At 62.0% G+C, this 24172-nt stretch carries 19 protein-coding genes; 5 read left to right on the forward strand and 14 right to left on the reverse strand.

What is annotated here, in order from left to right; translation table 11 throughout:
• Position 1 precedes the first annotated feature (1 nt).
• Genes AC0VX3_RS21300 through ccoN form a run of 3 tightly spaced genes read right to left on the reverse strand, consistent with a single transcriptional unit; the run spans position 2 to position 2566 of the window.
• A complete protein-coding gene (locus AC0VX3_RS21300; protein WP_342894532.1) occupies positions 2–157 on the reverse strand; it encodes a cbb3-type cytochrome c oxidase subunit 3 in 156 nt (51 codons plus the stop codon).
• A 5-nt stretch (positions 158–162) separates the two neighbouring features.
• Complete coding sequence (gene ccoO, locus AC0VX3_RS21305; RefSeq protein ID WP_342894531.1) at positions 163–897, reverse strand: cytochrome-c oxidase, cbb3-type subunit II; 735 nt, start codon at positions 895–897, stop codon at positions 163–165.
• A 13-nt stretch (positions 898–910) separates the two neighbouring features.
• Positions 911–2566: a cytochrome-c oxidase, cbb3-type subunit I gene (gene ccoN, locus AC0VX3_RS21310; protein ID WP_348183795.1), complete on the reverse strand. Its 1656-nt coding sequence runs from the start codon at positions 2564–2566 to the stop codon at positions 911–913.
• 262 nt (positions 2567–2828) lie between these two features.
• Here ccoN and AC0VX3_RS21315 point away from each other — a divergent pair, with 262 nt between their 5' ends.
• The gene (locus AC0VX3_RS21315) at positions 2829–3731 is read left to right on the forward strand and encodes a DMT family transporter (RefSeq protein ID WP_475522198.1); all 903 of its coding nucleotides are present in this window, start codon (positions 2829–2831) and stop codon (positions 3729–3731) included.
• Between the two features lie 33 nt (positions 3732–3764).
• Here the strand turns inward: AC0VX3_RS21315 and AC0VX3_RS21320 are convergent, their stop codons facing one another.
• Entirely contained in the window at positions 3765–4904 is a 1140-nt protein-coding gene (locus tag AC0VX3_RS21320; protein WP_475522199.1) for a serine hydrolase domain-containing protein, read from the reverse strand.
• Between the two features lie 499 nt (positions 4905–5403).
• The gene (locus AC0VX3_RS21325) at positions 5404–6297 is read right to left on the reverse strand and encodes a LysR substrate-binding domain-containing protein (protein ID WP_475522200.1); all 894 of its coding nucleotides are present in this window, start codon (positions 6295–6297) and stop codon (positions 5404–5406) included.
• A gap of 112 nt (positions 6298–6409) precedes the next feature.
• On the opposite strand from AC0VX3_RS21325, the gene AC0VX3_RS21330 reads away from it, so the two are divergent.
• Positions 6410–7732: an aminotransferase class I/II-fold pyridoxal phosphate-dependent enzyme gene (locus tag AC0VX3_RS21330; protein WP_475522201.1), complete on the forward strand. Its 1323-nt coding sequence runs from the start codon at positions 6410–6412 to the stop codon at positions 7730–7732.
• Here the strand turns inward: AC0VX3_RS21330 and AC0VX3_RS21335 are convergent.
• Entirely contained in the window at positions 7717–8784 is a 1068-nt protein-coding gene (locus AC0VX3_RS21335) for an AbrB family transcriptional regulator (RefSeq protein ID WP_475522202.1), read from the reverse strand. The two genes, AC0VX3_RS21330 and AC0VX3_RS21335, sit on opposite strands and share 16 nt — an antisense overlap.
• A gap of 168 nt (positions 8785–8952) precedes the next feature.
• On the opposite strand from AC0VX3_RS21335, the gene hemN reads away from it, so the two are divergent.
• Positions 8953–10317, forward strand: coding sequence for an oxygen-independent coproporphyrinogen III oxidase (gene hemN / locus AC0VX3_RS21340; RefSeq protein WP_475522203.1), 1365 nt, complete (start codon positions 8953–8955; stop codon positions 10315–10317).
• 88 nt (positions 10318–10405) lie between these two features.
• On the opposite strand, the gene AC0VX3_RS21345 is transcribed toward hemN, so the two are convergent.
• The 5 genes from AC0VX3_RS21345 to AC0VX3_RS21365 all read right to left on the reverse strand — a co-directional run bounded on the left by AC0VX3_RS21345 (position 10406) and on the right by AC0VX3_RS21365 (position 15040).
• The gene (locus tag AC0VX3_RS21345) at positions 10406–11119 is read right to left on the reverse strand and encodes a Crp/Fnr family transcriptional regulator (RefSeq protein WP_348054407.1); all 714 of its coding nucleotides are present in this window, start codon (positions 11117–11119) and stop codon (positions 10406–10408) included.
• A 343-nt stretch (positions 11120–11462) separates the two neighbouring features.
• Positions 11463–11804 carry a response regulator gene (locus AC0VX3_RS21350; protein WP_475522204.1) on the reverse strand — a complete coding sequence of 114 codons (342 nt, stop codon included), beginning with the start codon at positions 11802–11804 and terminating at the stop codon, positions 11463–11465.
• 141 nt (positions 11805–11945) lie between these two features.
• Complete coding sequence (locus AC0VX3_RS21355; protein ID WP_475522205.1) at positions 11946–12557, reverse strand: response regulator transcription factor; 612 nt, start codon at positions 12555–12557, stop codon at positions 11946–11948.
• Positions 12554–13759 (reverse strand): two-component system sensor histidine kinase NtrB, encoded by a 1206-nt coding sequence (locus AC0VX3_RS21360; protein ID WP_475522206.1) that lies wholly within the window; start codon positions 13757–13759, stop codon positions 12554–12556. The genes AC0VX3_RS21355 and AC0VX3_RS21360 overlap by 4 nt, the downstream gene beginning before the upstream one ends.
• 75 nt (positions 13760–13834) lie before the next feature.
• Entirely contained in the window at positions 13835–15040 is a 1206-nt protein-coding gene (locus AC0VX3_RS21365) for a pyridoxal phosphate-dependent aminotransferase (protein WP_475522207.1), read from the reverse strand.
• Between the two features lie 212 nt (positions 15041–15252).
• Here AC0VX3_RS21365 and AC0VX3_RS21370 point away from each other — a divergent pair, with 212 nt between their 5' ends.
• Positions 15253–18774 carry a PAS domain-containing hybrid sensor histidine kinase/response regulator gene (locus tag AC0VX3_RS21370; protein ID WP_475522208.1) on the forward strand — a complete coding sequence of 1174 codons (3522 nt, stop codon included), beginning with the start codon at positions 15253–15255 and terminating at the stop codon, positions 18772–18774.
• A gap of 42 nt (positions 18775–18816) precedes the next feature.
• Here the strand turns inward: AC0VX3_RS21370 and AC0VX3_RS21375 are convergent, their stop codons facing one another.
• Together AC0VX3_RS21375 and AC0VX3_RS21380 are read right to left on the reverse strand one after the other, a co-directional pair.
• Entirely contained in the window at positions 18817–21309 is a 2493-nt protein-coding gene (locus AC0VX3_RS21375; RefSeq protein ID WP_475522209.1) for a putative bifunctional diguanylate cyclase/phosphodiesterase, read from the reverse strand.
• 215 nt (positions 21310–21524) lie between these two features.
• Positions 21525–22208 (reverse strand): response regulator, encoded by a 684-nt coding sequence (locus AC0VX3_RS21380; RefSeq protein ID WP_475522210.1) that lies wholly within the window; start codon positions 22206–22208, stop codon positions 21525–21527.
• Positions 22209–22651: 443 nt separating this feature from the next.
• On the opposite strand from AC0VX3_RS21380, the gene AC0VX3_RS21385 reads away from it, so the two are divergent.
• On the forward strand, positions 22652–23521 hold the full coding sequence (locus tag AC0VX3_RS21385; protein ID WP_342894510.1) for a thioesterase family protein: 870 nt from the start codon (positions 22652–22654) through the stop codon (positions 23519–23521).
• Between the two features lie 15 nt (positions 23522–23536).
• Here AC0VX3_RS21385 and AC0VX3_RS21390 read toward each other — a convergent pair whose 3' ends face one another.
• Positions 23537–24076 (reverse strand): hypothetical protein, encoded by a 540-nt coding sequence (locus AC0VX3_RS21390; RefSeq protein WP_342894509.1) that lies wholly within the window; start codon positions 24074–24076, stop codon positions 23537–23539.
• Positions 24077–24172 lie beyond the last annotated feature (96 nt).

Consider the following 24172-nt stretch of genomic DNA (forward strand, 5'->3'; position numbering starts at 1 on the left):
ATCAATCCTCCCGGAACGGGATCTGCGCGGCTTCGTCGAACTTTTTACGGTTCTTGGGCCACAGGACGTAGGCCAGGACGACGCCGAACATGATCATGAAATAAAGTAGGCCCCAGATCTGAGCGAAGCCTGCGAAAGCGTTGTATGTCTCGTTCATCGCCGTTACCTCGCGTTTGCCTTGTCGTCATAGATGGAGAAATCCACCATGGTGCCGAGGACCTGGAGATACGCCACCAGCGCGTCCATCTCGGTGACTTCAGCCGGGTTGCCGTCAAAATCCCGGATTTTCGCCGTCGGCCAGCGTTCCTCGAATTCATAGGCTGCGTCGGTATCCGGGCTTGCCTGGCCCATCAGGTCGCTGCGCGCGTTTTCGATCTGCCCATCGGTGTAAGGCACCCCGATGAAGGTGTTCACGGACAGGGCGGCCTGAATGTCACGGGCGCTCAGGCGGTTTTCGGCAAGGAACGGATAACCGGGCATGATCGAGGCCGGAACCAGGGATCGGGGATCCCTCAGATGCTCGACATGCCAGTCGTCGGAGTATTTTCCGCCGACACGTGCAAGGTCCGGTCCGGTGCGCTTGGACCCCCACTGGAACGGATGATCGTACATCGATTCAGCCGCCAGCGAGAAATGGCCATAGCGTTCCAGTTCATCGCGCATCGGACGGATCATCTGCGAATGGCAGGTATAGCAGCCCTCGCGGATGAAGATGTCGCGACCGGTGAGTTCCAGCGGCGTGTAGGGCCGCATGCCCTCGGTCTTCTCGATCGTGCTCTTCAGGTAGAACAGCGGAGCGATCTCGACCAGGCCGCCAATGGCGACCGCGACCAGGATACCGACCAGAAGGATGAAGGAGTTCTTTTCAAAGACTTCGTGTTTTTTCCATGCAGACATTTTCAAGCCTCCCTCATTCGGCCGGAGCCAGGGAGCCGGCCGGCGTGGCTTCGGCTTCCTCGGCCTCGCCATGACGAACGGTCATCCAGAGATTGTACGCCATGATCACGGCACCGAGCACGAACAGCGCACCGCCTAGAGCACGGATGATGTAGAAGGGATGCATCGCTTCCACGGTTTCCACGAACGAATATTCCAGGAAACCGAGCTGATCGTAGGCGCGCCACATCAGGCCCTGCATGATGCCGGACACCCACATCGACGTGATGTAAAGAACGATGCCGAGCGTCGACAGCCAGAAGTGCCAGTTGACCAGCTTCAGGGAATACAGGCCTTTCTTGTTCCAAAGCCACGGAATGAGGCAGTAGAGCGCACCGAAGGAGATGTACCCCACCCAGCCGAGCGCACCGGAATGCACGTGGCCGATGGTCCAGTCTGTATAATGCGACAGGGAGTTGACCGAACGCAGGCTCATCAGCGGTCCTTCGAAGGTCGACATGCCGTAGAATGCCACCGAGACCACCATCATGCGCAGCACCGGATCGGTTCTCAGCTTGTCCCAGGCACCGGACAACGTCATCAGACCGTTGATCATGCCGCCCCAGGAGGGCATCCACAGGATGATCGAGAAGGTCGCCCCGAGCGTCGAGGCCCATTGCGGCAGCGCCGTGTAATGGAGATGGTGCGGCCCAGCCCAGATGTAGATGAAGATCAGCGCCCAGAAGTGCACGATCGACAGGCGGTAGGAATAGACCGGCCGCTCTGCGCGCTTGGGAATGAAATAATACATGATGGCCAGGAAACCGGCGGTCAGGAAGAAGCCCACCGCGTTGTGGCCGTACCACCATTGCACCATGGCATCCTGCACACCCGCCCAGACGATGTAGGACTTGGTCGAATAGATCGACACCGGGACCGTCAGGTTGTTGATGATGTGAAGCATGGCGATCGTGACGATGAACGCCAGATAGAACCAGTTGGCCACATAGATATGCGGCTCCTTGCGCTTCCACAGCGTGCCCATGAACAGAAGCAGGTAACAGACCCAGACAATGGTCAGCCAGAGATCGGCATACCACTCCGGTTCCGCGTATTCCTTGCTCTGCGTCGCGCCCAGCAGGTAGCCGGTGCCGGCGATCACGATGAAGGCATTGTAGCCCAGGATCACGAACCACGGCAGGATCTTGCCGGGCATGCGCACGCGGCAGGTCCGCTGGACCACATACATGGATGTCGCCAGCAGCACGTTGCCGCCAAAGGCGAAGATCACCGCCGACGTATGCAAGGGGCGCAGCCGGCCGAAATTGGTCCAGGGCAGATCGAAGTTCAGCGCCGGCCAGGCCAGCTGAGATGCGATGATCAGCCCGACCGTGAACCCGGCGATGCCCCAGAACATGGCCGCGATAGCGCCAAACTTTATCGGCCCGATATTGTAGTTGGGCTTGCCGTCAATCTCCGCCGGTATCGGTTCCCCGCCGTCGTCGAAATAGGTCTTGAAGATCAGAAATACACTGACGGCGGCGAACAATGCGCCGATGCCAGCGTGAAATGCCATGACCTGGTCAAAGGTCTTGCCCGCCACGATAATGCAGGTAAATGCAAGCAGCACGAGAAAGATGGCGAATCCGCCTTCCTCGAGCGAGACCATCTTGGCCTTGTTTTGTGCCATTATAGCGCCCCAGTCTTTAAAATCGTTACAAGGTGCCAACGATGGCACGACCATGCGCATGACTCTCGAAAAGCCGCGTTGATCCATGTCAAGACGGACGCGCGAGGCGGTGAGCGGCAGGCCTGTCTCATAAGTGCCGGTTCCTTGACCTGAGCCCGATCCGGCATTACCGGTGCTATCGTTCCGCTTCAGACTTTCCCCTCCAGACCGTTCGTTTCCTTCGGGCCTCACGGCGCGATGACGACAATCCAGGATCCCCGCCTTGCCGTCCCGATCCCTCAAGAACATGCTGTTGCAGCCCAACTTCGTCGGCAGCCTCTGGATGATCGCCGCCATGGCGGCCTTCGCCCTGGAAGACGCCTTCGTCAAGCGGGCCGCCGTTCACCTGCCGGTCTGGGAAATCCTGATTCTGTTCGGTGCCGGCGGTGCCCTGGCCTTTTTCGCTCTGGCACTGGCAAACCGCGAGCCGCTGTTCACCCGCGATGTGGTGTCGCCCGTCATGCGGATCCGGTTCGCGTTCGAACTTGTCGGCCGGCTGTTTTATGTGCTTGCGCTCGCCCTGACGCCGCTGTCCTCGACGACGGCGATCCTTCAGGCCGCACCGATCTTCGTCGTGCTCGGCGCAGCGCTTTTTTTTGGTGAAAAGGTCGGCTGGCGCAGGTGGACGGCCATCCTGGTGGGTCTGGCGGGCGTGTTGATCGTCCTGCGTCCCGCCAGCGACAGTTTCTCGTTGCTTTCGCTGCTCGCCCTGATCGGCATGCTCGGCTTTTCCGGGCGCGATCTTGCCAGCCGGGCCGCTCCCGCCTCCCTGAGCACCCGCATTCTAGGGTTCTACGGTTTCCTGACGATCGTTGTCGCAGGTGTGCTGTTCGGCCTCTGGGACCGATCGGCGTTCGTCATGCCCGCTGCCTCCGCTCTCCAGGCTCTCGCCGCCGCCGTCTTTTGCGGTGTCTTCGCCTACACGGCACTGATGAAGGCGATGCGGACAGGTGACGTTGCCACCGTGACGCCGTTCCGCTATTCGCGGCTGCTGTTCGGCGTGTTGCTGGGGGCCGTCTGGTTCGGGGAACAGATCGATGTCTGGATGCTCGCCGGCTGCGCGGTGATCGTCGGATCCGGCCTGTTCATCCTTTGGCGCGGCAACAAGGCGAAAGCACCCAGCTAGAACACACTCTCTTCTATCAGGAGGAAGCGCGCTCTAGAGGCGTGCTTTTGCAACAAGGGACATCAACTTGTCGAACTCCGGCCGGGACACAAAGCGATGCTCGACGCAAAACGTGCTGCTGCGGTTCTCAGGTTCGCGGCATGAAAGAACAAGCTGCAAAATCGCGGCTTCTCCCTCCATCCCGTCGTTTTCGATCAGCGGCAGGAAACGTTTCAGAAGCTCGGTCGTGTCGGACTGGTGGACGATGACCGTATCCCATGCGGGCACAACGAAGAGAGCCTGATTTCCAAGACCCCACGCCCAGAACGTTCCTTCCGGCAAGCCTGTGCCCGGGCCGGGAACCCACCACAGATACCCGTGTCCCCATCTCAGGCCGTTCATTCCCGTTTCCGTGAATTCGTTTGCCGTGCGGTCGATCCAGCTTGCCGGCAGAACCTGCCGATCGACTGAACGGCCATTGTTGAGGTAAAGCTGGCCGAACCTGACCAGGTCCCGGGCTGACATGCGAAACGCCGCGGCCTTGTGCATCGACACGTCGGCATCGACAACATAGGACACCGCTGCAATGTCGAAGTCCTCCATCCCTGTCGGTCCGGCAATGCCGTCTTCGAAGGCCTGCGCGATTCCCATGCCGGTGCGCTCCTCGAAGATGGTCGTCAAGGCGTTGTAGTCCCAGTTGCTGTAGGCCCATATGGTGCCGGGTTCGTTCTCAACGTGGCCCAGCCTTTTATCGATGTCGGCTTGCAACCCGCCCGAGGCCGCGGCGGGATGATTGACACCCGACACGCTCTTGAGCAGGTGCCGAACCGTCACGCGCCTCTGCTTGGGCGTCAGCGGCGCCGGAGTATCATCGATACCAAGCTCTTTCAGCGTGGCGTCCAGACTGATCTGCCCCGGGCCCGAGCCAACGTGCCGGCCAAAGAGGGCGCTGAGGAATGACTTGCGCATCGAGTGTGTGGCGTATGGTTCTGCAAGATCGCCGAATGCGGCGACCACTTCATCGTTCGTAACGATGATGAAACTGTCGGTGCTCAGCTTCGCGGCATGGTTCAAAATGGCATCGAGCTCGTCATAACGCCAGCCCAAACTTTCGGCTTTTTCTTCATTCAGGCGGATGATGTCGAGAGGCCGCACCGGCTGTGATGATCTTGAGAGACCACGCTCGCCGGTCATGAACAGATAGGTCAGTCCGATGGCAACCGTGATGACAAGGCCTGACGTCCATACGGCTGTTCCGCGTTTCATGATCCATCTCTCCAAACGCTCGGACGAAGCCCGGCCGATCCCAAACTGACCTCAAATCGCGACGATACGCCCTCAAGACCGCCCGCAAGCGACAATCAATTCCTGCGGTATTCTCCCGATCCGGAACACGCGCAACGCAGGCCGAAGGCCTTCCAGGCGCGATCATCAGATGGGTCATGGTCAACACTCGTCGGCACTACACGTCATGACTGCAAGGATGAATGTCAATAGTTTGCCTTGCACCTTCAGCCTGGCGGCTTAGCGGCGGATCGCAGTGCTGCCGCGCAAGGCGGAGAAAACCGCTGGAGACGTGGCAGAGGACGTATTTTTAGGCTGACCTGAGACCCCGACCCGCGCAGCCCGGTCTGCATGCAGGCACCGGGCTTCTGGTTGCGGGCTTCTGGTTCCTGGTCTCGAAATCCGGGCCTCAGGTTCCGGAACAGCTCAGCGCCCGCAACTCCGAGGACACTCTTTCGACTGTTTCGCTCTGATGTCTCCCGGGGAGGCTCCAGAGCGAAATCGTCCTCTGGTACGGGACCGAATTGGGAAACGGTGCGACCAGCGCTCCGGATGCAAGATGCGCTGCGACCAGGGACCTGTGCGCCATCAGCACCCCGGCTCCGTTGAGTGCTTCCTGAACCGCCAGGGAATAGAGAGAAAAAACCGGTCCCCTCGGAACGAACCCCGCGCCGGGCAGGACTTCTTCGGCCCAGTACCGCCAGTCGTCCGCCCAGGAGGTGTCGGTCAGGCACACAGCATTTCTCAGGTCCTGCGGCGTATCCAGAGTTGCCGCGATGCGGGGAGTGCAGACCGGGAGCAGTTCGTCTCCCGAGACAGGCGTTTTGCCCGCCGCGTCCGGTTCGGCGTAAAACAGGCAGAGATCGAAGGGAACGCGCTTGAGGTTCGGGGGCGCCTCCATTGCCGTGATCGATATGTCGACGACAGGCAGTCTTTCCCGGATCGCCGGAAGCCTTGGCGCAAGCCACAATTCGGCTAAAGCCGGCAGGGCCGCGATATGCACCTTTCCGGGGGCCGCGTCGCGCCTCAGATCCACGACCGCCTGCCCCAGGCTGTCGAAGGCGGCGACCAATCCCGGCAACGCTCTTTGGCCGAGCGGTGTCAGCCGGACACCCCGGGGGTGACGTTCGAAAAGCGCCGCGCCGACCGCGCCCTCAAGCCCCTTGATCTGGGCGGCCACCGCGCCCGGTGTCACCTGCAATTCTTCCGCCGCCTGGGCGAAACCGCCCAGGCGTGCCGACGCCTCGAAGGCGCGCAAGGCGTTCAGGGAGGGCAGTCCGGGAACCGGGGGTGAGACGGGCATTCTTGAGCCTTATTTTTTCTAGCCCTTAAATTTCTAAAATCTGATTTGCGCGCCGGCAAGCGGAATACGACACTGCCGGCAGGTCACATATAAACTCCCCGGAGATTTGAGCATGAGCGCAACGAAATCACGTCCCTGGCTGCCTGCGGCGGCCACTGCCCGCATCGACGACATCACCGGGCGAACGGAGGCCATGACGACCGCGGATCTTGCCGCCCGTCTCGAAGCGCTCGCATCTGAAAACAGGCAGATCCACGAGCGGGACTGTTTCAATCTCAATCCGGCGACCAATGTGATGAACCCGCGCGCCGAGGCTTTGCTGGCCAGCGGCCTCGGGTCCCGCCCCTCGCTCGGTTACCCGGGCGACAAATACGAGATGGGCCTGGAAGCCATCGAGGAAATCGAGGTGATCGCCGCCGGTCTCGCCTGTGAAATCTTCAATTCGGACCATGCCGAAATCCGGGTCGCCTCGGGAGCTCTGGCCAATCTCTACGCCTTCATGGCAACCACGAAGCCCGGCGATGCTATCATCGCCCCGCCCGCCTCCGTCGGCGGGCATGTGACCCATCATGCGCCAGGCTGCGCCGGCCTCTACGGCCTGGACATTCACGAGGCGCCTGTCGATGCGGACGGCTACACCGTCGATCTCGAAGGCTTGCGCACGTTGGCGCTGAAGGTTCGCCCGAAACTGATCACCATCGGCATGAGCCTCAACCTCTTTCCGCATCCTGTCAGGGAAATCCGGGCGATCGCAGACGAGGTCGGCGCCTTCGTGCTGTTCGATGCCGCTCATCAGTGCGGCATGATCGCCGGCGGCCTCTTCGACGACCCGCTTGCCGAAGGCGCGCATATGATGACCATGAGCACCTACAAGAGCCTGGGCGGACCGGCAGGCGGCCTTGTCGTCACCAACGACCGGGATCTCTGCAAGAAGCTGGACGCGATCGCCTTTCCCGGCCTGACCGCCAATTTCGATGTTGCGAAATCCGCGGCGCTCGCAATCACGCTTCTGGACTGGAGAGAATACGGACAGGCCTATGCGGCCGAGATGGCGGCAACGGCCGCCGCACTCGCCGATGCGCTGGCGGCCGACGGCCTGCCGGTCTTTGCCACTGCGAAGGGCATCACCGCCTCGCACCAGTTCGCACTGGAGGCGGCGGCCTTTGGCGGCGGACAAGCCGCGTCGCGGAAGCTGCGCCAGGCGGGTTTCCTGGCTTGCGGCATCGGCCTGCCGATCGCACCGGTCGGCGGAGACATGAACGGTCTCCGGTTCGGAACGCCCGAACTGGTCCGCTGGGGCATGACACCGGCGGACATGCCCGAACTGGCGAAACTGATCGCGGAGGCGCTGCGGTCCAATGATCCCGATGCCATGGCCGGACGGGTCGCCGCCTGGCGGCAGACGTTCGACACGCTTCACTACGTTCTGGGCTGAGGCCCCTTGCCCGCGCCGCTTTCCGGAGGCCGGCCCAGCACCAGACCGGTCACGAAAGGCAGCAGCAGGACCATGCCGGTGAACCGGGCGATCTGGTGCGCGGCGACAAAGGCCGGGTCCAGATCGAGCATGAAGGCCAGCAGCGTCATGACTTCGAGACCGCCCGGCGCATAGGCCAGCAGGGCCTGGCCGAAGGGTATGTCCACCAGGGCCGACACCAGCAGCGCCCCGGCAATCGAAGTCAGGAATGCCGCGCAAAAGGCCACCAGAGACGCGCCGAGCACGCTGACGAACTGGCGAAAGGTCATGCTGGCGAAACGCGTGCCGATCATGGCACCTAACATGACGAAACAGAGCACCAGCACAAATTGCGGCAGGGCCAGGGTCAGTATGCCGGTGGCGTTGAGGGCCGCGCTCATGAAGAAGGCGCCGGTCATCCAGCCGCCCGGCACCCGCACCCGGACCGCAAGCCAGCTTGCGGCAAGACAGAGCGCCACGCCGACGAGGATCTCCAGCGGGCTGGACGCCGCCACGCTCTGGGCGGCGCCGGCGCCGACCTCGCTCCAGGACATCACGGCGAACGGCAGGATCGCGACCAGCACGAACAGGCGCAACGACTGGCTCGAAGCGATGCGCGGCAGATCCGCGCCACGTTCGCTCGCCAGCGCGATCACATAGGACAGAGCCCCCGGAATTGCGCCGAAATAAGCGGTTTCCTTCGACCACTTCGCACCCAGATGAAGCACGGCGTAGCCCGCGAGCGTCACACAGATCACCACCACCACCAGCAACGCCATGGACACCGGCCAGTCCCCTGCCCGCTCGATCAGGTCAGGCTGCACGCCCGCGCCCATGGAGATGCCGATCGCGATGAACAGCGCATCGCGCAGCCGGTCGGGCAAAAGTGTCGGTGCACCGGCCAGTGTCGTCACGGCCACGAACACCATGGCACCTGACAGCGGGGCGGCGGGCAGACCCAGAAGGTGAAAGATCCCGCCTCCGCAGGCAGCGACCAGCAGGGTCATGCCCAGGCGGGCCGCGCCTGATTGCATGGGAGAAAGCATCATGGATCACCGGATATCATCAACAAACCGTCCGGGCTATAGCGCAGCGGTTCCCGGGTGCCATAGATTGATTGCATTGATCAACAGATCCGGTTTGCCCGTGCCGGCTTGAGCAAAATCAAGGCGGCGGCTGCCGGCGGCCGGTTACATGGCAGGATGATGAAGGATCCACTCTCCCATGCCATGCGCTCCGTGCCGCGCTACACCAGCTATCCCACGGCGCCGCATTTCCATGACGGAGTGACGGCGGCCACCTATGCCGGCTGGCTCGACGGGGTTTCTCCCGACGAAACGTTGTCGCTCTACCTGCATGTGCCCTATTGCCGAGAACTCTGCCACTATTGCGGCTGCCACACCAAGGCCACGCGCCAGGAAGCACCGCTCAAGGCGTATTCTGCGACCCTGGGCCAGGAAATCGGCCTCGTCGGCGAGCACCTGAAACACTCCGGACCGGTCAGGCACATTCACTGGGGCGGCGGCACGCCAAGCCTTCTGCCCTTGCAGGGCCTGATCGAGCTGGCGGGGCTGCTGCGGGTCCGTTTCAACCTGGCCCGGGATCTGGAACATGCCATCGAGCTTGACCCGCGCCTGGTCAGCGCCGAACTGGCCGAGACACTCGCCCTGATCGGGGTCAACCGGGCAAGCCTCGGCGTGCAGGACTTCGACCTCGGGGTCCAGAAGGCTATCGGACGGGTGCAGCCGTATGAGACCGTGCGGCAGGCGTCGGAGTTTCTGAGACGGGCCGGCGTGACCCGGTTGAACTTCGACCTGATGTACGGCCTGCCGGGTCAGACATCGGCGACCATCCTGGACACGATTGAAAAAACGCTGTCCCTGGCCCCCGGCCGAATCGCCCTGTTCGGTTATGCGCATGTTCCATGGATGCGCAAACACCAGCGTCTGATCGATGAAAGCGCCCTGCCTTCGGCTGCGGAACGGCTCGAACTTGCCGACCTTGCCCGCGCGGAGCTCACAAGAGCGGGATATGTCGCCGTCGGGCTCGATCACTTCGCCCGGCCGGACGACAGCATGGCGATCGCATTGGCGGACGGGTCCCTGAAACGCAATTTCCAGGGCTATACGACGGATCAGGGCGATCAGCTGATCGGCCTCGGCGTCTCCTCGATCGGAAGATTGTCCTCCGGATACGTCCAGAACCAGCCGGACGTCGGCAATTGGCGCCGCAGCGTGGAAGCCGGCTGTCTGCCGGTCGCCAAGGGTCTTGCACTCAGCACGGATGACCGGCTGCGCGCACGGATCATCGAAGAACTCATGACCAGTTACGCCTGCGATCTCAAACCGCTGTGCACATCCCACGGCCTGTCCACCGGTCATCTCGCCGATGCCCTCGCGACCCTGAAAGACCTCGCAGCGGACGGTCTGGTCCGAGTCGAGATCGGCGCCAACGACAATGCGAGGATCGAGGTTACAGAGGCCGGCCGGCCGTTCGTCCGCCTGGCGGCTGCGGCCTTCGACGCCTATCTGCCCGGCAGCAAGGCACGACACTCGGCGGCGGTATGATCGGCGCTACAAGCATGAATAAAGAGAGGCCGCGGGATCCGCGGCCTCAGGATAATTCAAAAAGAGTGTTTGCGGTCCCGGCGACCGGTCAATGCATGCCGGTCATCTGGCAGAGACCGCAGACCTTGTTGAGGTGGATCCTGTCGGCTTTCTCGACACGAATGACACCCTTGCGTTTCAGATCCGACACCACGCGGCTGACGGTCTCGATGGTCAGCCCCAGATAATCGGCAATTTCCTGACGCGTCATGTTCAGCTTCAGATCAAATCCGTCATCCAGCGCATTGCGCGCACCGATACAATCGGGACCGCCCCGGTCCGGAACCAGGTACATGAAAAAACTGGCAACCCGTTCCACGGCGGACTTGCGGCCGAGAAGGACGGCATGCTCGTGCAGGACGCGCATCTGTTTGGTCAGGCATCGGGTGAGCCTGCGCTGCAATTCGTCGGAACGCTCGACCTTCCTGAGGTCGATTTCCTGCACCTCGGCATCCGTCAGCGTTTCAGCCGTGCAGTCGTTCTCCTCGCCACCCGCAAGACCGAAAATGTCTCCGGGACGCAGAACCTCCACGACCTGGCGGCGCCCGTCCGGCAGGAGCTTGTAGAGCATCACGGAGCCTTTGACCAACTCGTAGAGCCGCCTGGCCGGATCGCCCTCATAATAGATTACGGCGTGCGTGAGGTAGTGGGCAGCCTTGCCGCCGAATTCCGAGAAGGACGTCTTTTCGGGCGCGCGCATCGGCACTCCCTGATGCCTTGCACCCGTGTCCTGTCCCGCGGTACCCGCGTCGATATATGCCATAGTTCCCTCCTACGTGCGATCTGCACGGCGTTTGCTTGCGGCGGGGCCGCAACGCGTTCCCCCGCCGCTCGTCCCGGCCGGGAAACCTTGCCTGCTCACAGGCGCCCCGTCCGGCGCACTGCAGCTTGCAGTTCGAACTCTATCCATCGACAAGAGCCGATAAAATTCGGTCGACTGCGTAAGAGGAACTACATATGAGGTAATCTGCCGCACGGTTTCCCGGCCCGGGAGCTGCCGGCATCCGGTTCGAAGCTCCGGTCTGGAGGAGCATCTTGTCCGTGAAGAAATGCGCGGGCCAGCGACCCTGCTCCGCGCGCGGACGGCATTGCGGCCGTGACGCGTTTCAGGCGAAAGCGGCCGTCAGCATCTGAAGCGAAAGTGGCTTGCGCAGAACCGTCAGGTCCGGAAATTTCTGAAGCTGGGCCATCAGGCCCGCCCTGGATTTGCCCGATATGGCAACAACGCTCGGCGGATCGGTCAGGGTCATCAGTTCCTGGACAATTTCGGCTCCGCTCTTGCCCGGCAGGCCGATATCGACGATCACCCAGTCATCCGCCAAGGGGGCGGCCTGAGCGAGAAAAGTCTCGCCATCCCTGTAGGTTACGGCACGCCGGTCAAGATCTTCCAGCGCTATCGCCAGCGCATCGGCAACCGCTTCATCGTCTTCGACTATATGCACGATCACGGGAACAGATCCTCAAGGCCTGACTAAATTGTCGCACCTCGGGCAGACATACGCGAAAACTACATGGAAAGATGTACGCAGAAATACGAGGGCCGTGAAATACACCGCCGCTGCAAGCCTCCGCCTTCAGGTCCCTGCCCTCTATCCGGCCGTTGGATGACCGAGCACGATACGCACCAGGTCGGCGGCGTTGCGGGCGCCGAGTTTTTCCATGATACGCGCCCGATGCACCTCGACGGTTCGCGGGCTGATTCCCAGCGTCCTGCCTGCTTCCTTGTTGGAGGCCCCGTCGGTTATTTCCTTCAGGACCTCCAGTTCGCGGCGGGTCAACAGGTCCGCGCCCTGGAAAGACGGTTTCGAACTGTTGTCATGCCTCTGCCGGACAACGGAGATGCTCTCTTTCACCCGTTCCAGAACCGTCTCGGCGGAAAACGGCTTTTCGATGAAATCGAACGCCCCGTTGCGAATGGCCTCCACGGCCATGGGGATATCGCCCTGACCCGATATGATGAAGATCGGCGCGGGATAATCATCCGCGTTCAGGGCTTTGAGAATCTCGATTCCGGACCGGCCCGGCATATGCACGTCCAGCATGACACAGGCAGGCACCGCCTTGAGAGCCGAATTCACGAACTCGTCTCCGTCAGAGAAGGTTTCGACAATGTACCCTTCCAGACTGAACAGCACCGACAGCGCGTCGCGCACCGCAGGGTCATCGTCGACGATGTAAATGGCCTCTGCGTCAGCTTTCATTTACTTGGTTTCCCCAGCTTGTCATCAATCATGGCGTTCACCGGCTCATCGCCCGCAGCGGTTTCGGGCAGGTCGAGCGGCAGCGTGAGGAGGAAGGAAGCCCCCGTCTTTTCCGGTATTCTCTCAAGCCGCAGATCACCACCGTGGTTCTGCGCTATCGAACGGGAAATCGCCAATCCCAGACCGACGCCCTTGTGTTTGGCACCGATAAAGGCACGGAACAGGCCTTCGACCAGTTCCTCGGGAACTCCCGGGCCGTTGTCCGTGACCCGGAACTCCATCCCGCTGTCACCGCGGCAGACAGACAGGGCGACCTGAGGGTCCGCCCGGCCGGCAACCGCCTCGCGCGCGTTGCGCAGCAGGTTGATCAGGATCTGGCGGATCTGAATGGGATCCGCCTTCAGGGGCGGCAGATCGGCCTCGACTTCCGCATGTATGAAGGTGCCGCCTTCAACGCTGCCGAGTTCGGCCATTTCAATGCAGGTCCGGACCAGGTCCTCAACTTCGATGGCCTCACGTGCCGGCGCTTTTTTCTCCACGAGCTGGCGCATGCGCTGAATGATCTCGCCGGCCCGCTCGGCCTCGCGGACAGCCTTGTCGATCACTTCCAGAATCAGCGGTTCCAGCGACTCTTCCGCCTTCGCCTTGCGCGAGACCGTTTGAAGGTAGAGCAGGACCGCAGTCAAGGGCTGATTGAGTTCGTGGGCAATCGCCGCGCCCATTTCATCAAGGGCGCTGATCCGCGTCATGTGCACGAGCTGGGCCTGCGTCCTGGCCAGCCGGTCCTCGATCTGCTTGCGCGACCGCAGATCCCTGAGAATGCCGATGAACTGCCGCCCGCCGGGCGTGGCCGCTTCGCCGACCGAAAGCTCGATCGGAAACACGGTTCCGTCCTTGTGTCGGGCTTGAACCTCACGGCCGATGCCGATGATCTGCTTCTTGCCCGTGTCGAGATAGTTCCGCAGGTATTCATCGTGCGCACTGGCGTATTTCTGCGGCATGATCCGGCTGACGTTTCGGCCGAGAAGTTCCCATGCCTCGTATCCGAAAAGACGTTCACTCGCCTTGTTGAATGCCAGAACCTGAGCCCGGTCGTTGATGACGATCATGCCGTCGGCGGCCGTGTCGAAAACGCTCGCGAGCCGTGCTTCCGTCACCGCGGCCGTGTCTTCGCCCTGATCAAAACTGCCGTCACGTGTCATGCCGGTGCCCAAATGGAAATTGCGTCCATTCAGGGTTTTAAGGGTTTTCCCTTACACCAGCAACCCATTGCGGCTCTAAATCTCTGGTAACCAAGCGTTAATTCGACGCATGGCTTCTTCGAGATGGGCATGGTTCCGAGCGAAACAAAGCCTCAGATACTGTTCTCCTCCAGCTCCGAACGCTGTTCCGGGCGCCAGGCCGACGCCGGTCTGGTTGACGAGATCCAGTGCGAACCGGCGCGTGTCACTCACCCCGTCAACCGAGAAGAACAGGTAGAAGGCGCCTTGCGGCGGCAGCACCCTGACGCGGTCGATTGCGCGTAAGCCGTTGACCACGCAGTCCCGGCCGCCCCGCGCACGCGCCACTTGGTCTTTCAGGAATGTCTCGCCCGAGGTCAGCGCGGCAACCGCGCCCCACTGCGAGAAGGACGGCACGCCAGAGGTCGAGTACTGGATCAGGTTTTCAAACACCTGGCCGAGCGCGGCGGGCGCGGAAATCCAGCCCACGCGCCATCCGGTCATCGCCCAGTTCTTGGACATGGAATTGACGAAGACGATCTGGTCGTCTTCGTCGGCAATGTCATAGAAGGACGGAGCCCGGTCGCCTTCACCATAGTGGAACAAGGCGTATATCTCATCGGCCACGATCCAGAGCCCGTGCCTGCGGGCCAGATCGAGAAACGCCGTCAGCAGAGCCTTGTCGGCAACCCATCCCGTCGGATTGCAGGGCGAATTCAGAAAGAGCGCCCTGGTCCGGGGCGTGATCGCCGCTTCCACGTCTTCCAGGTCGAGCTGCCATCCGTCTTCTGTTTCGCGCATGGGCACGGACACGGCACGAGCGCCGTGGATTTCGATGGCGGCGGTGATGTTGGGCCAGGCCGGTGTCGGCACGATCATTTCGCCGCCGCTGCTGCAGACCGCCTGGACGGCCAGCTGGATCGCCTGCATGCCGGACCCCGTCACCAGGAACCGTTCCGGCGAGAACGGCTTGCCGTAGAGACCTTCATGATAGACTGCCAGGGCCTCGCGCAGAGGCGGAATGCCGCGCTGGTAGGTGTAGAAAGTCTCGCCCCTGTCGAGCGACGCCTTGGCGGCTTCGACGATGAAGTCCGGGGTCGGCAGGTCTCCTTCTCCCGCCCAGAGAGGAATCAGGTCGTCCCGGCCCCACCCCGCATTGAATATTTCCACGATACCGCTTTCCGGCGCATTGCGCGCCTGCGGGCTCAACCGGTCGATCAGACTGGACAAAGTGCGGATCCCTTTCCTCGGTGCTTCGGCCATCTTAACGGGTTTGTCCGCGAATGTTTCATGAAAGGAATTGAACCTCACTTCACCAGTTGTGATCGATTTCCGCCCGGCCGCCGGCATGCTACATTCGGCAGAATGGTCTCGTTCGCAAGACGAATAGACAGAACGACTTAGCTGTGGTCCGATCAAGCCGGACAAAGGCGCGCCAAGCCGCCTAACCGGACGGGAGGACGGTAACCCAGACCATGCTGCATGGATGGCTCGTGATACTGGCCGCTACGGCCTACATCCTGTGCTTGTTCGCGATCGCAAGCTATGGCGACCGCATGACACGGCGGAAGTCGCTGCGATCCGGCGGGCGTCCGTTCATCTATGCGCTGTCGCTGTCCGTGTATTGCACGTCCTGGACCTTTTTCGGCTCCGTCGGCAACGCCAGCCGGACCGGCATCGAATTTCTGACCATCTACATCGGCCCGCTGCTGGTCTTCGCGCTCGGCTATCCGCTGCTGCAGCGGATCATCCGTATCTCGAAGACGGAAAGCATCACCTCGATCGCCGACTTCATCGGTGCCCGCTACGGCAAGAGCCAGTCCGTTGCCGCGCTGGCCACCCTGATCGCTGTCATCGGCGTGGTGCCCTATATCGCGCTTCAGCTCAAGGCGGTGTCCCTGTCGATCACCACGATGATCGGTCCGATGACGTTGCCGGGCGATGTCTTCACACCCGTGTTCGACGACATCACCCTGCTGATCGCACTCGGCATGGCCATCTTCAGCTGGGCGTTTGGCACACGGCACATCGACGCGACAGAGCATCAGGAAGGCCTCATGCTGGCGATCGCCGCGGAGGCGGTCGTCAAGCTGCTGGCCTTCCTGGCGGTCGGCATCTGGGTGACCTACTTCCTGTTCGACGGCCCGTTCGACCTTTTCCGGGCGATCACGGAAGCGCCCGAGGTGGCACAGGTCTTCGAAAGGCCGCTCGACATGGGCAACTGGCTGGTCATGTCCTGCCTGTCCGCGTTCGCGGTGCTCATGCTGCCGCGCCAGTTCCATGTCACGGTGACGGAAAACAATTCCGACGCGGAGTTGCGGCGGGCCACCTGGATGTTCCCCGTCTATCTGATCCTGATCAATCTCTTCGTGATCCCGATCGCCGCAGCCGGCCTGCTGCGTTTCGGCCAGGACATCAATCCGGACACATTCGTCCTGGCCCTGCCCATCGACGCCGGCCAGGGCTGGCTGGCCCTGTTCGCGTTCATCGGCGGCCTGTCGGCGGCCACCGCCATGGTGATCGTGGCCACGGTCGCTCTTGCCATCATGATTTCCAACGACATCGTGGTGCCGCTTCTGCTCCGGCGGCACAGCGAGGACGAGATCGTCAACGCGACCGGCGAGGACATGAGCAACCGCCTGCTCACCATCCGGCGGCTGGCGATTTTCGGCATCCTGCTGCTCGCCTATGCCTATTACAAGGCAGCCGGCAACACCGCCGCGCTGGTGTCGATCGGTCTGCTGTCCTTCGCCGCGATCGCACAGTTCGCGCCCTCCTTTTTCGGCGCCCTGTTCTGGCGTCGTGCCACGTCACCTGGAGCAATTGCGGGTCTCAGCGGCGGCTTCGTGCTCTGGGCCTATACGCTGCTGCTGCCGACCTTCGCCAAGACGGGACTGATCTTCGACGGTTTCCTCGACACCGGCCCGTTCGGCATCGGCTTCCTGAAGCCCCAGGCCCTGCTCGGCATCGACATCGACCCCTTCATTCACGGCACGCTCTGGAGCCTCGGCGTCAATATCTGCCTGTTCGTCGGTGCGTCCTTCCTGAGAAAGCCGCTGCCCGCGGAAACGCTTCAGGCCAACGTCTTCGTTCCGAACGAGTTCGCCCCCTCCCCGAGCTTGCGCTACTGGCGCACATCGGTGACCGCCGGAGACCTGCAGGCGACCGTTGCGCGCTATCTTGGAGAAGAACGCACCGAGCGGTCCTTCCGCAGGTTCGCCAGCGAGCGCGGCAAGAAGCTGAACCCGAAGATGCTGGCGGACGCCAACCTGCTCCGGTTTTCCGAACAGCTTCTGGCCAGCGCGATCGGTGCGGCCTCCTCCCGCCTGGTGCTGACGCTGATGCTCAAGCGGCACGACCCGTCCACCAAGGGGGCGGTCAAGCTGCTCGACGACGCGTCGATCGCCATCCAGTACAATCGCGACCTGCTGCAGACCGCCCTCGATCAGGTCCGCCAGGGCATCGGCGTTTTCGACCGCGATCTCGGGCTGATCTGCTGGAATCGCCAGTTCCGGGAGATGCTGGGTCTGCCCGCGGAATTCGGCCAGGTCGGCACCACCCTCGATACCATCCTGCGCTACAATGTGGAGCGCGGCGAACACGGCCCGGGGCCCGTGGAGACGATCATCGCCAACCGGATCGAAAAGCTGGTGCTCATTCAGGAGACCTTCCAGGAAAAACTGGAACTGAGCGGCACGGTTTTCGAAGTCCGGGTCAGCCCGATGCCCGACGGCGGTATCGTGACCACCTATACCGACATCACCGAACGGGTTCTGGCCGAGGAAGCCCTGGCACGGGCCAACGAGACCCTGGAGCGCCGGGTGCGGGAGAGAACGGAAGAGCTCACCCATGTAAATGAAAGACTGGTGGTGGCAACGCGGGAGGCGGAGGATGCCAATATCGGCAAGACGCGTTTCCTGGCCGCGGCCGGACACGACATTCTCCAGCCGCTCAACGCCGCCCGTCTCTATGCATCGGTCCTTGTCGACAAGCTCTCCGAAGGGGAAGAAGGCGCGCTTGTGAGAAACGTCGAGCTGGCGCTTGAATCGGTGGAGGACATCCTGGGCGCCGTTCTGGACATTTCACGGCTGGATACGGGGGCCCTCAAACCGGAACCGACCGTTTTCCGTCTCGATGAACTGTTGAGTGGACTGGCGCTGGACTTCCAGCCGGTCGCGGAGGAAATGGATCTGGAACTCAGGATCGTGCCGACCTCCCTGTCCGTGCGCACGGACCGGCGCCTGTTGCGGCGCCTGCTTCAGAACCTGGTGTCGAATGCCCTGAAATACACCCAGCAGGGCCGCGTCCTTGTGGGATGCCGCCGGCGCGGCAACCGTGTTGTCGTCGAGATCCACGACACGGGCATGGGAATTCCGCAAAGCAAGCAGAAGGCCATTTTTCAGGAATTCCACCGGCTTGACGACGGAATGCGCGTTGCCAAGGGCCTCGGTCTCGGCCTGTCCATCGTCGAACGCATCAGCCATGTGCTCAACCATCCCGTCGCGCTGCGCTCGGAGACCGACAAGGGCTCTTGCTTCTCGGTCGAACTGCCGCGGTCCCTGTCCATTCCGGTCATCGCCCCGATCCACCAGGTTGCCACCGCAGTGGGACAACTGGACGGTCTGTGTGTGGTCGCCATCGACAACGAGCCGGACATCCTGAGCGGCATGCGCCACCTGTTGTTGAACTGGAATTGCAGGGTCGTGACAGCGCCCGACGAGGCCGAGGCCGCCATCGAACTGAACAGGGCGGGATTGTCACCGGACGTCATTCTCGCCGACTATCACCTGGACAACGGCACCGGCATCGAGGCGATCGTGAAATTGCGCTGGAAATTCGGCAAGGACATCCCGGCGATCCTGATCACCGCGGACCGCAGCCGGGCGGTGCGCACCGAGGCGGGCGAGAAAGATATCGCTTTCTTCAACAAGCCGCTCAAACCGGCGGCGTTGCGCGCGCATCTCGCGCGCTGTCAGGCAGGCCAGGCCGCAGAATAGCCGCAAGCCCCGACCGCTGCCGCGGGCAACCGGGCGCACGGATCAGGAAGCAGACTGCATGTTTCCCGGGTCCTTGGGGGCCGTGCTGGGGGACCTGTCCTCCCAGTCTTCCTTGCGGATTTGCGCGATCTGGACCGGGTTGGAAGCCGGCCGGCCGAAATAGTAGCCCTGCAGGGTGTCGCAGCCGAGCGTGCGCAGCGCGTCCACCTGAAACTGGCGTTCCACACCCTCGGCCGTGACTTCCAGACCGAGATTATGAGCCAGGGCGATGATCGCGGAAATGATCGCAAGGCCATCGCTGCGCTCGCCGATCTCGTCGACGAACGACTTGTCGATCTTGATCTTGTCGAACTTGTACTGCCGCAGATAGGATAGTGACGAATAGCCCGTGCCGAAATCGTCCAGCGCGATGCGGATGCCCTGATCGCGCAGCTTCTGGAGTTTGCAGGCCGCCGACCCGAAATCGCGCAGGAACACGGATTCGGTGATCTCCAGCACCAGGCGTTCCGGCGGAAAGCCGGTTTCCCGGAGCACGGTCATCACGTGCTCGACCAGGTTCGGATCCATGAACTGAACCGGAGACAGGTTGACCGCGACGCTTTCCAGTTCCGGGCACTGGGCCGCTGCGGCGCAGGCTTTTTTCAAGACCCAGGCGCCGAGCGGGAGAATGAGACCGGCATGTTCGGCAATCGGAATGAAGGTGTCCGGCGCAACATCGCCTCGTGTGGGATGCAGCCAGCGCAACAGTACTTCACTGGAGACGACCTTGCCGGAGCGCGCATCCACGATGGGCTGGAACTCGACGTTGAGCTTTTCGTATTCGAACGCCTCACGTAGATCCGCTTCGAGCTCGCGGCGCTCGCGCACCTCCCGTTCCATCTCGTTTTCAAACGCAAGAGCGCGGCCACGGCCGCTTTCCTTGGCCTTGTAGAGCGCAATGTCCGACTTGCGCATCAGGTCATCGACCGTGTCCCCGCGGTCGCGAAAGCAGGTGAACCCCACGGTCGCGCCGATAGCAAAGTCCCTGCGGCCGATCCGGAAGGGCTTGCGCGCCACGTTGACGAGTTCCTCCGCGAAGGCGAGCGCGGCCTCGTCGCTCACGAACTGGCCGAGCGCGGCGAACTCGTCGCCGCCGAAACGGGCAAGGATGGTGCCGCCTTCACTGAGAGACGTGAACCGGGCCGCGACCTGGCGCAGCAACTCGTCGCCCGCCGGATGGCCGCTGGTGTCGTTCACAACCTTGAAATTGTCCAGATCGATCAGGAACAGGGTCAGCGCGTTCTCCGCGAACTGGCTCTGCTGCGCCATAAGCGTTTCCGCCTGCTTCAGGAACCAGCTTCGATTGCCGATCCCGGTCAGGGAATCGTGCTCCGCAAGGTGGGACACCAATGCGCTTGCCCTGCGGGCTTCCGTGATGTCGGAAGCCACGCCGCGGTAACCGGTGAACGAGCCGTGATCGTCGTGAACCGGACGGGCCGCCAGCGACCACCAGCGTTCCTCGCCGGCGACCTCGACACCGATGACGATGTCGCGGAAAGCCCGCCGGGACGACATCACCTCTTCAAGTCCGGCCACGGCCGAGCGGGCGTCCGGTTCGTCCAGCGAATACGCCAGATCCACCATGCGCATGATCTCGAGCGCGGGGCGTTTCTGACCGCTTGCGTGCACGAACCGGTCGGATACGGACCGGAAAAATCCTCCGCTGTCGGTCTCCCAGATCCAGTCGCTGGCCTTTTCCTCGAACTCGTTGAGAAGCAGCGCGATCAGCTCTCCACGCTGTTCCAGTTCGGCTTCGGCCAGAAAGTGGGACGCGAACAGCCAGCCACTCGACGCGACACTGCCGAGAACCACCAGCGTGTAGCTGGTCAGGAGCAGGAATAGCGGCCACAGGGCATGGCTTTGCCCGATGACGAGCGAGACAAGCGAGGACACGTAGAGAATGACGACCCAGCGGAAAGCGGCCTGGGGAACGGTGGCAAGCGCGAAGCCGCCGCCGCACAGCATGCCGGTGCTGACACAGGCCGCGATCCAGATGCCGTCGGGATCCCCGGTGGCGAAAGCCGTGATCGGTACCACGGCCCAGAGCAGACTGAAGACCGTCGCGTGTTGCACGGCCTTGTTCAGGGACCGGCGGGAGGCGAGCTGGACCGGTGATCTCTTGGCCCTGACCCATTTCAGCAGGGTGTAGCCGAGCAAGGCGGCAATGGCCGCAATCCAGGTGGCGAGATAGGAAAACGGGAGAAAATTCTGGAATGTCACCGCGATGACAAAGGTGTTGACCACGTTGGCCAGTATGGTGAAAGGCGTCAGGCGCGCGATGCTGGAAATCTGCGCGGCACGCACACGGCGCGCCAGATGCTGTTCGACAACCGGATGACCGAACGCAAGCAGGAATGCACGGTCCGGGTTCGACCCCGGCGTTCCACCGGTGTCCCCACGTCTGTAGCCGTGTTCCGACTTGAACGGCTGACCCGGCTTCACAAGAGCCAGACAGACCGTCCGAAAGATCAGGTTCCAGTTGGCGCTGAGCCGCATTTTGTCTCCGCATCCGCGTTCCGCACAGTGCGGGGCTCAGCCCCGTGAGGCCAATGGATACATGCATTCCCTGAAATTCCGGTAAAAGCGGTGGCCGGAAATCCGCACAATCGGGAAATTCGTCTGGAGACGGCAGGCAAACGGGGACCGGGGAGACGCGCGCGACCGCCCCGATACGCCCTGGCGTCCTCCGGGTACCGGCGGACTGAAGGGCGCTACTGCGCGCCGGCGGCCTCTGCGGCTTCGCCGCCCAGTTGCCACTGTCCGGCTTCTATCTTCGAGGCGGCAATGACCGCCTGCGTCCGGCTCTCGACCCCCAGTTTCTGGAGGATGGCAGACACATGTGCCTTGACGGTCGCTTCCGAAACGGAAAGCTCATAGGCGATCTGCTTGTTCAGGAGGCCTTCCGACAGCATCATGAGGACACGGACCTGTTGCGGGGTCAGCGTGGCAAGTCTCTGGACCAGGTCGCTGCTGCCGTCGTCCGCCGACAAATCGACGTCCGGAGGGGTCCACATGTTTCCCGACATGACTTCGGAGATCGCCTGACGGATCACTTCGATGCCGTGTGATTTGGGAATGAAGCCGGAGGCGCCGAACTCGACCGCGCGGCGAATGGCTTGCGGATCCTCGTTGGCAGAGACAACGACCACCGGCACACCGGAAAATTGCGCCCGCAGATACATCAGGCCGGAAAAACCACGCATGCCGGGCATCGTCAGGTCCAGAAGAATCAGGTCAACGTCCCCATCCTGTTCCAGACGCCCGGTCACATCCTCCAGCGCCCCGGCCTCTTCAATGACGGCATCCGGATACTGTGTCTCAAGCGTTTGGCGCAATGCGCCTCGAAACAGGGGATGATCATCCGCGATAATGAATCGATACAATGTCGCCGGCACGTTGTTATTCCTCCCTCGACAGCCTCGGGGTCGCTGCTTGACGCAGGGCTGCCGTGCCTTGTTCCTCCCGGCACGCATTCAGCCCCTGTATTTTCAAAGCAGAGCCCCATTGTTGCGGCCTTTAATAAGTATGTTTGCATCACGGCAGACGCGCAAGTCAAACCATGCTTTCTGTCTACACCGACGATTTGACGCATGATGACGCTACGTCATGCAAAATTTCCGTGTTCGGCGGCCGGGTTTGCATTGGCGCAGACACTTCAACCTGGAATTGGCAAATGCACGGCCCGGAGGAACGGAAATTCTCGGGCATGGACGAGCCGCTGAACAAGTTCCTTTTCCACATCCTCGATTTGTTGTTGATAATCAAGGCAAACACAGCAACAAATGACCGCATAGAAGCAAGTTCAAAATCAAAATCACTGAGTGCGCGAAACCATATTATGACAATACAGACAACGCTGTTTTCATTTGTTAATCGCTGGGAATGCGACGAAAATGATCATCTGAACGTTCAATTTTACTTTGGCCGGTTCGAAGAGGCCGATCGCCAGTTCCGGCTTCTCAGCGGCCTGAGTGAGACACTGGTCGGTGCCCGCAGGGTGCGTCATGTGCGGTTTCACCAGGAAATGCGCATGGGAGACCTCATCACCGTCCATTCGACGATCGCCTTTGACGGTCCGCACATGCTGACCGTCATTCACGAGATGCGCGACGGCACCACGGGAACGCTGACGGCCACCGCTCTCGACGGATATGAGCCCAGCGCCAATTCGGCAAAGACGCTGCGGCAGCGCTTCAAGGGGTTCCAGGCTTCGATGATTGCCGACGCCGCCCCGAGAGGCATTCCGGCCGGTCCGGCCAATCAGCGCTCGACGGTTCCGGCGCTGGAGAGCAAGGGCGCACGCATCGCCTATCGCGGTACGGTTCTGCCGCGCGACATCGGCATCGACGGCAAGGCGGATGACCGATTTGTCCTGTCATGCTGCACCGATGGTGTCGCCCATGTCTGGCAGCGCACGCCCATGAACCACACCTATCTGACCGACAACGGATATGGTCGGGTCGCAGCGGAAATGAAACTGACCTGGGTCACCCCGCTGAAGACGGGCGACATGGTGACGGTCCTGTCCGGGTTCACCAGCGTCGGCCCCAAGACCTTCACCATGCGCCATCATGTGTTCGAAAGCAGAACGAACCGGCTCGCGGCGACCGTCGATGTCGTTGCGCTGACGATGGATCTGAAGAGCCGGACCGCTGTGGAACTGCCCCAGGAAGCTTTCCAGAGCATCAACCAGATGCTGATCGACTAGGCGAAGGCGTGAAACTCAGTTTTCGTCGCCCTCAAAGTCCTTTTGCAGCTCCCGGACCATGCCGAAGAAACGCCGCATGGCGCTTTCCGTGAAGGTCAGGACCTTTTCAAGGTCTTCCTCCTCCTCGTCCATCAAAGACGGGTGGTCGCTGCTGTCCTTGTCCGCGCCGGGTCGGTCGAGAGCGGAACCGGGCGGAAGTTTGCCGTCCGTTTTCGGCCCCGCGCTCTCAAGCTGCTCCAGACGCGCGGTCAGCCGGTCGACCTCGCCGGCCAGTTCACTGATTTCCGCGAGATAGGCGTCTTCGGCCAGCGGAACCGGACGGCATCGCCAGGCCTGATTTTGCTCGCGGCAAACCGAAACGGTGCCGTTCTGCCGGTCCACTCTCAGAATGTCGCCATCGATCGCAACCAGTGAATAGCGCTCCGGCTGTCCCTGGGTCGCGGCCTGCGCATCTGCCGGCGCCACGCTGTCCTGTGCGGACGCGGCCGCCGCGAACAGTATCGCCGCCGACATCACGCCGGTAAAAAGAGCGTTGCGCGGGATGCGGATTGTCATGTCGCCTCTCCAGTGCCGGCACGATGCCGAGCGTTCGTGTTTGCCAAGGCGTGCCATGATTCCATGGCCAAAGCACGGCCAATTGCTGCAATCCGG

Source organism: Roseibium sp. QJM3NY_11 (assembly GCF_056173175.1).

Bases quoted from the DNA above. Each gene is read 5' to 3' on its own strand.
- AC0VX3_RS21300 (WP_342894532.1), bottom strand. From the start codon at position 157: ATGAACGAGACATACAACGCTTTCGCAGGCTTCGCTCAGATCTGGGGC.
- ccoO (WP_342894531.1), bottom strand. From the start codon at position 897: ATGTCTGCATGGAAAAAACACGAAGTCTTTGAAAAGAACTCCTTCATC.
- ccoN (WP_348183795.1), bottom strand. From the start codon at position 2,566: ATGGCACAAAACAAGGCCAAGATGGTCTCGCTCGAGGAAGGCGGATTC.
- AC0VX3_RS21320 (WP_475522199.1), bottom strand. From the start codon at position 4,904: ATGACCGGCGAGCGTGGTCTCTCAAGATCATCACAGCCGGTGCGGCCT.
- AC0VX3_RS21325 (WP_475522200.1), bottom strand. From the start codon at position 6,297: ATGCCCGTCTCACCCCCGGTTCCCGGACTGCCCTCCCTGAACGCCTTG.
- AC0VX3_RS21330 (WP_475522201.1), top strand. From the start codon at position 6,410: ATGAGCGCAACGAAATCACGTCCCTGGCTGCCTGCGGCGGCCACTGCC.
- AC0VX3_RS21335 (WP_475522202.1), bottom strand. From the start codon at position 8,784: ATGCAATCAGGCGCGGCCCGCCTGGGCATGACCCTGCTGGTCGCTGCC.
- hemN (WP_475522203.1), top strand. From the start codon at position 8,953: ATGATGAAGGATCCACTCTCCCATGCCATGCGCTCCGTGCCGCGCTAC.
- AC0VX3_RS21345 (WP_348054407.1), bottom strand. From the start codon at position 11,119: ATGGCATATATCGACGCGGGTACCGCGGGACAGGACACGGGTGCAAGG.
- AC0VX3_RS21355 (WP_475522205.1), bottom strand. From the start codon at position 12,557: ATGAAAGCTGACGCAGAGGCCATTTACATCGTCGACGATGACCCTGCG.
- AC0VX3_RS21360 (WP_475522206.1), bottom strand. From the start codon at position 13,759: ATGACACGTGACGGCAGTTTTGATCAGGGCGAAGACACGGCCGCGGTG.
- AC0VX3_RS21365 (WP_475522207.1), bottom strand. From the start codon at position 15,040: ATGGCCGAAGCACCGAGGAAAGGGATCCGCACTTTGTCCAGTCTGATC.
- AC0VX3_RS21370 (WP_475522208.1), top strand. From the start codon at position 15,253: ATGCTGCATGGATGGCTCGTGATACTGGCCGCTACGGCCTACATCCTG.
- AC0VX3_RS21375 (WP_475522209.1), bottom strand. From the start codon at position 21,309: ATGCGGCTCAGCGCCAACTGGAACCTGATCTTTCGGACGGTCTGTCTG.
- AC0VX3_RS21385 (WP_342894510.1), top strand. From the start codon at position 22,652: ATGACAATACAGACAACGCTGTTTTCATTTGTTAATCGCTGGGAATGC.
- AC0VX3_RS21390 (WP_342894509.1), bottom strand. From the start codon at position 24,076: ATGACAATCCGCATCCCGCGCAACGCTCTTTTTACCGGCGTGATGTCG.